The 4,408-nt window shown below is 38.0% G+C and carries 4 protein-coding genes and 2 pseudogenes; 2 read left to right on the plus strand and 4 right to left on the minus strand.

The window, feature by feature from the left end:
* Positions 1 to 8: 8 nt before the first annotated feature.
* Together ACINWC323_RS04705 and ACINWC323_RS20510 are read right to left on the minus strand one after the other, a co-directional pair.
* On the minus strand, positions 9 to 713 hold the full coding sequence (locus ACINWC323_RS04705) for an IS6-like element IS1006 family transposase (RefSeq protein ID WP_001067784.1): 705 nt from the start codon (positions 711 to 713) through the stop codon (positions 9 to 11).
* 179 nt (positions 714 to 892) lie between these two features.
* Positions 893 to 1,126: pseudogene (locus tag ACINWC323_RS20510) on the minus strand (YqhA family protein); the annotation flags it as partial.
* A gap of 4 nt (positions 1,127 to 1,130) precedes the next feature.
* On the opposite strand from ACINWC323_RS20510, the pseudogene ACINWC323_RS04700 reads away from it, so the two are divergent.
* Together ACINWC323_RS04700 and ACINWC323_RS04695 are read left to right on the plus strand one after the other, a co-directional pair.
* Positions 1,131 to 2,042 (plus strand): annotated as a pseudogene (locus ACINWC323_RS04700) (IS3 family transposase); the annotation flags it as partial.
* A 67-nt stretch (positions 2,043 to 2,109) separates the two neighbouring features.
* On the plus strand, positions 2,110 to 2,622 hold the full coding sequence (locus tag ACINWC323_RS04695) for a cytochrome b (protein ID WP_004761014.1): 513 nt from the start codon (positions 2,110 to 2,112) through the stop codon (positions 2,620 to 2,622).
* A 154-nt stretch (positions 2,623 to 2,776) separates the two neighbouring features.
* Here ACINWC323_RS04695 and ACINWC323_RS04690 read toward each other — a convergent pair whose 3' ends face one another.
* Both ACINWC323_RS04690 and ACINWC323_RS04685 read right to left on the minus strand, forming a co-directional pair.
* On the minus strand, positions 2,777 to 3,478 hold the full coding sequence (locus ACINWC323_RS04690) for a VIT1/CCC1 transporter family protein (protein ID WP_004761016.1): 702 nt from the start codon (positions 3,476 to 3,478) through the stop codon (positions 2,777 to 2,779).
* A 158-nt stretch (positions 3,479 to 3,636) separates the two neighbouring features.
* Positions 3,637 to 4,341 carry an IS6-like element IS1008 family transposase gene (locus tag ACINWC323_RS04685; protein ID WP_001067790.1) on the minus strand — a complete coding sequence of 235 codons (705 nt, stop codon included), beginning with the start codon at positions 4,339 to 4,341 and terminating at the stop codon, positions 3,637 to 3,639.
* Between the last annotated feature and the right edge of the window lie 67 nt (positions 4,342 to 4,408).

Genomic DNA, 4,408 nt, shown 5'->3' on the forward strand with positions numbered 1-4,408 from the left:
AAAAGTACTTAGAGACCGAAAACCCTGTTGATTAGACACACTTCACCTTGAGGCTGACCATAATAAAATGACGATGCTTGTCCTTTACGTAGTGCACGCATGACTTCAATACCTTTAATTGTGGCATAAGCCGTCTTCATAGATTTGAATCCTAATGTGGCCCTGATGATCCGCTTTAGCTTGCCATGATCACATTCAATCACGTTATTTTTATACTTAATCTGCCTGTGCTCAAGGTCTGGTGGACATTTACCTTCCCGTTTTAACCGTGATAAAGCACGTCCATATGTGGGTGCTTTATCCGTGTTGATCACTTGTGGAATTTGCCACTTCTTCACATTATTTAAAATTTTTCCAAGAAAACAATATGCTGATTTGGTATTACGTCTAGAAGAAAGATAAAAATCAATGGTATCGCCACGTTGATCGACTGCACGATACAGATAAGACCATCGTCCATTCACTTTTACATAGGTTTCATCAATATGCCACGAGCTCAGATCTGTAGGATTACGCCAATACCAGCGTAAACGTTTTTCTATTTCAGGAGCATAACGTTGAACCCAACGGTAAATAGTCGTGTGATCAACATTCACACCCCGTTCGGCCAGCATTTCCTGCAGTTCACGATAGCTAATGCCATATTTACAATACCAGCGCACAGCCCAAAGAATGATTTCGCCCTGAAAATGCCGACCATGGAAAGGATTCATATGCTGCACCTTTAGCTAAAACAGTCTTCAGCTTACCATTCGTGGTTATTTGCAACAGTGCCCTTTTTAAAGGGAACATCATCGACTCAAATCTCTATTTGCAACAGTGCCCTCTAATCTTAACTTCAATTAAATGCTCAAATAAAAGAGTAATTATAAATGAGTCCTTGCGATTTAAGTTATTCATCGTCTTTGTGATGATCATTATCTAATAGCTTACAAGTAAAAATTATTGCTAATATGACTAGGCTAGAAGAAATACCAGCATATAAGTTGGCTAAAGTTCCACCAAAAACAACAATATCTTCTAAAAACAAGATGACTATAACTATAATAGATACATGTAATATAATAACTTTTAGATCATGAAACTTATTAATTGATAGTGTCTTAAGAAAAGAACTATTGTCAAAGAGAATTCTTAAAAAAAGCAGTAGCGTACTTTGCCAAAGAAAGTCAGTGAGGTACGCCTGCATGAAACAGTATAAAGATACATACCCAATCACCATGATGGCGAAGCTGTTAAAAGTTTCAGTATCAAGATTTTATGAGTGGTTGAAAAGTGGCTTAAGCCAAAAACAAATTCGAAGAAATCAGCAGACTATCATGGTGAAAATAGCACATCAGGAGACCAATGAAAGCTATGGCTATATTCGCCTGAGTAAGCATTTACACGCTCAAGGTGTTCAAATTAGCCAATATGCAGTACGTACAATAAAGAAGGTCAATAAACTCTTTTGCAAGCGCCATAAGCGCTTTAAAAGAACAACAAACAGTGATCACAACCGTCCCGTCTACAAAAACTTATTAGAGCAAAAATTTAACGTGAGCACTCCAAACCACGCGTGGGTAAGTGACATTACCTACATTTGGACAAACGAAGGATGGCTATATCTGGCTGCTTCAAAGGATCTTTATACAAAGCAGGTTGTTGGCTATAGTCTAAATGAACGTATGACAGCACAGTTGGTCTGTGATGCTCTTAAAATGGCTATTCGGAATCAAAAACCGCCACAAGGCTTAATTGTTCACTCAGACAGAGGCAGTCAATATTGCAGTCATGTATATCGAAATATGATTGAAAAATATGATTTTCAAGGTTCAATGAGTAAGCGTGGAGACTGCTTTGATAATGCACCAATTGAAAGCTTCTGGGGCATATTAAAGAATGAACTTATACACCATCGTACTTATGAAACGAGGGAAAAAGCGAAAGCAGATATTACAAAATACATAGAGCTATTTTATAATCAGCAAAGAATCCAAAAAGGATTGGATTTTAAGACACCAAATCAAATGGCAGAGGACTTTTACAGGTTGGCTGTCTAGAATCCTCCCAAGCGAAAGCCTCCGTTTTTATCAACACACATCAATATTTAAAATTCAGGAAAAAAATATGAACAATAATTATCCTAAACCTATGATAATAATGCACTGGATTACCTTTGTTTTAGTTGTAATTGTATATTTGACGAGTGGAGATCCAACAAGAACAGGTTTGCAGGGCCAGATTCATGTTATAGGTGGAATTTCAATATTTATTCTATTTTTCGTGCGGTTGAGTGTTGTTTTTCTCTATAAAAGAAGTATTCCTCAAAATGAGATCATTAATCCGTATCAAATAAAATTATTTAAAATTGTCAGATTTACGCTTTACGTAAGTTTATGTGTCGTTCCAATAGCGGGCTGGCTTGCATTATCGAGTTTCACTGATAACTTCCAAGTATTCTCTTTAAATTTGCCACTTTTGAGCAGTGTTAGAGAGGTTAAATATATTGGTCAGATGCATCAATTTTTAGGTAACTTCTTTATTACAGTCGTAGGTTTACATGCTTGTGCTGCATTAATCCACCATTTTATTTTCAAAGATAATGTATTAAAAAGTATGCTTTTTAAAAAAATGAAATGATTTAGATCTATAACTATAGAAAATAGGCATATTGTTCACCTAGAACAACATGCTTTATTGATATAAAGCATGTCAGATAGGTCAGGTATTTCTATAGACTTATTATCTATACTCCTCATGGAGTGGGAATATTTGGATTATACAAAAAAGGATCTTATGCCACCGCAACATTAAATAATGATCCAATCCAAGCACTGAATAACATGGCAATAATACCCCAAATCATTACCCGAATCGAACCTCTCCAAATACTGGCGCCGCCCGCATAACTGGCCAAGGCACCCATAATTCCGAGACTTAATACCCCAATCAGCATGACGCCTTTCTCTAAGTATCGCTCAGGCAGAAGCATAATTGAAATTAAAGGAAATAATGAGCCTACAGTAAATGCAATGGCTGAAGAGAAGGCAGCACGAAACGGCTGGGCAGAAGTATGATCTGAAATACCAATTTCATCACGCGCATGTGCATCTAAAGCATTGTGTGCAGTCAGTTGTTGCGCGACTTCTTGCGCTAAAGCGGGTTGTAATCCACGCTGTATGTAAATATTTTTTAGCTCATTTAATTCATGTTCAGGATGGCGTTGCAGTTCACGTTCTTCCATCTGCAGATCATTCTTTTCAATGTCTTGTTGCGATTTAACGGAGATGTATTCACCTGCAGCCATCGATGCAGCTCCAGATATTAATCCGGCGATACAGGTCACCAGTACAGTATGGGTAGATGCTCCACTGGCTGCGATTCCCACCACGAGACTTGTGACTGAAATAATCCCGTCATTTGCCCCCAGCACAGCTGCACGCAACCATCCCGCACGTTCGATGTAATGTTTTTCAATATGATAAGAATGGCGCACAAGGTATATCCTTTTTGTTATCAGGATGATTATAATAAATTTATTTCATCTGTAGAGATTATTATTGGCTAATTTCAAAAACCGTGATTAAAAGGCAAAAAAATTTGGCACTGTTGCAAATAGAGATTTGAGTCGATGAAGTTCCTTTTTAAAAGTGCTTAGAGACCGAAAACCCTGTTGATTAGACACACTTCACCTTGAGGCTGACCATAATAAAATGACGATGCTTGTCCTTTACGTAGTGCACGCATGACTTCAATACCTTTAATTGTGGCATAAGCCGTCTTCATAGATTTGAATCCTAATGTGGCCCTGATGATCCGCTTTAACTTACCATGATCACATTCAATGACATTATTTTTATACTTAATCTGCCTGTGCTCAATATCTACTGGACATTTTCCTTCTCGCTTTAACCGTGATAAAGCATGGCCATAGGTCGCTGCTTTATCTGTATTGATGACCCGTGGAATTTGCCATTTTTTCACCGTATTGAAGATCTTTCCTAAAAAACAATAGGCTGATTTACTGTTCCGTCTAGCGGAAAGGTAAAAGTCAATCGTATGACCCCGTTGATCAACTGCACGATACAGGTAAGTCCATCGCCCCTTCACTTTGATATAAGTCTCATCCATATGCCATGAATGTAAATCTGTAGGATTACGCCAATACCAGCGTAAGCGTTTTTCCATTTCTGGAGCATAACGCTGAACCCAACGATAAATTGTGGTGTGGTCAACATTCACACCTCGTTCAGCGAGCATTTCTTGAAGTTCACGATAGCTGATGCCATATTTACAATACCAACGAACAGCCCAAAGAATGATTTCACCTTGAAAGTGCCGACCATGGAAGGGATTCATCTGCTGTATCTCGAAATAAATAAGATATTTAGCTTATCATGTCAGCCTATTTGCAACAGTGCCTATG

The sequence above is a fragment of the Acinetobacter sp. WC-323 genome (assembly GCF_000314615.1).
GTDB lineage: Bacteria > Pseudomonadota > Gammaproteobacteria > Pseudomonadales > Moraxellaceae > Acinetobacter > Acinetobacter courvalinii.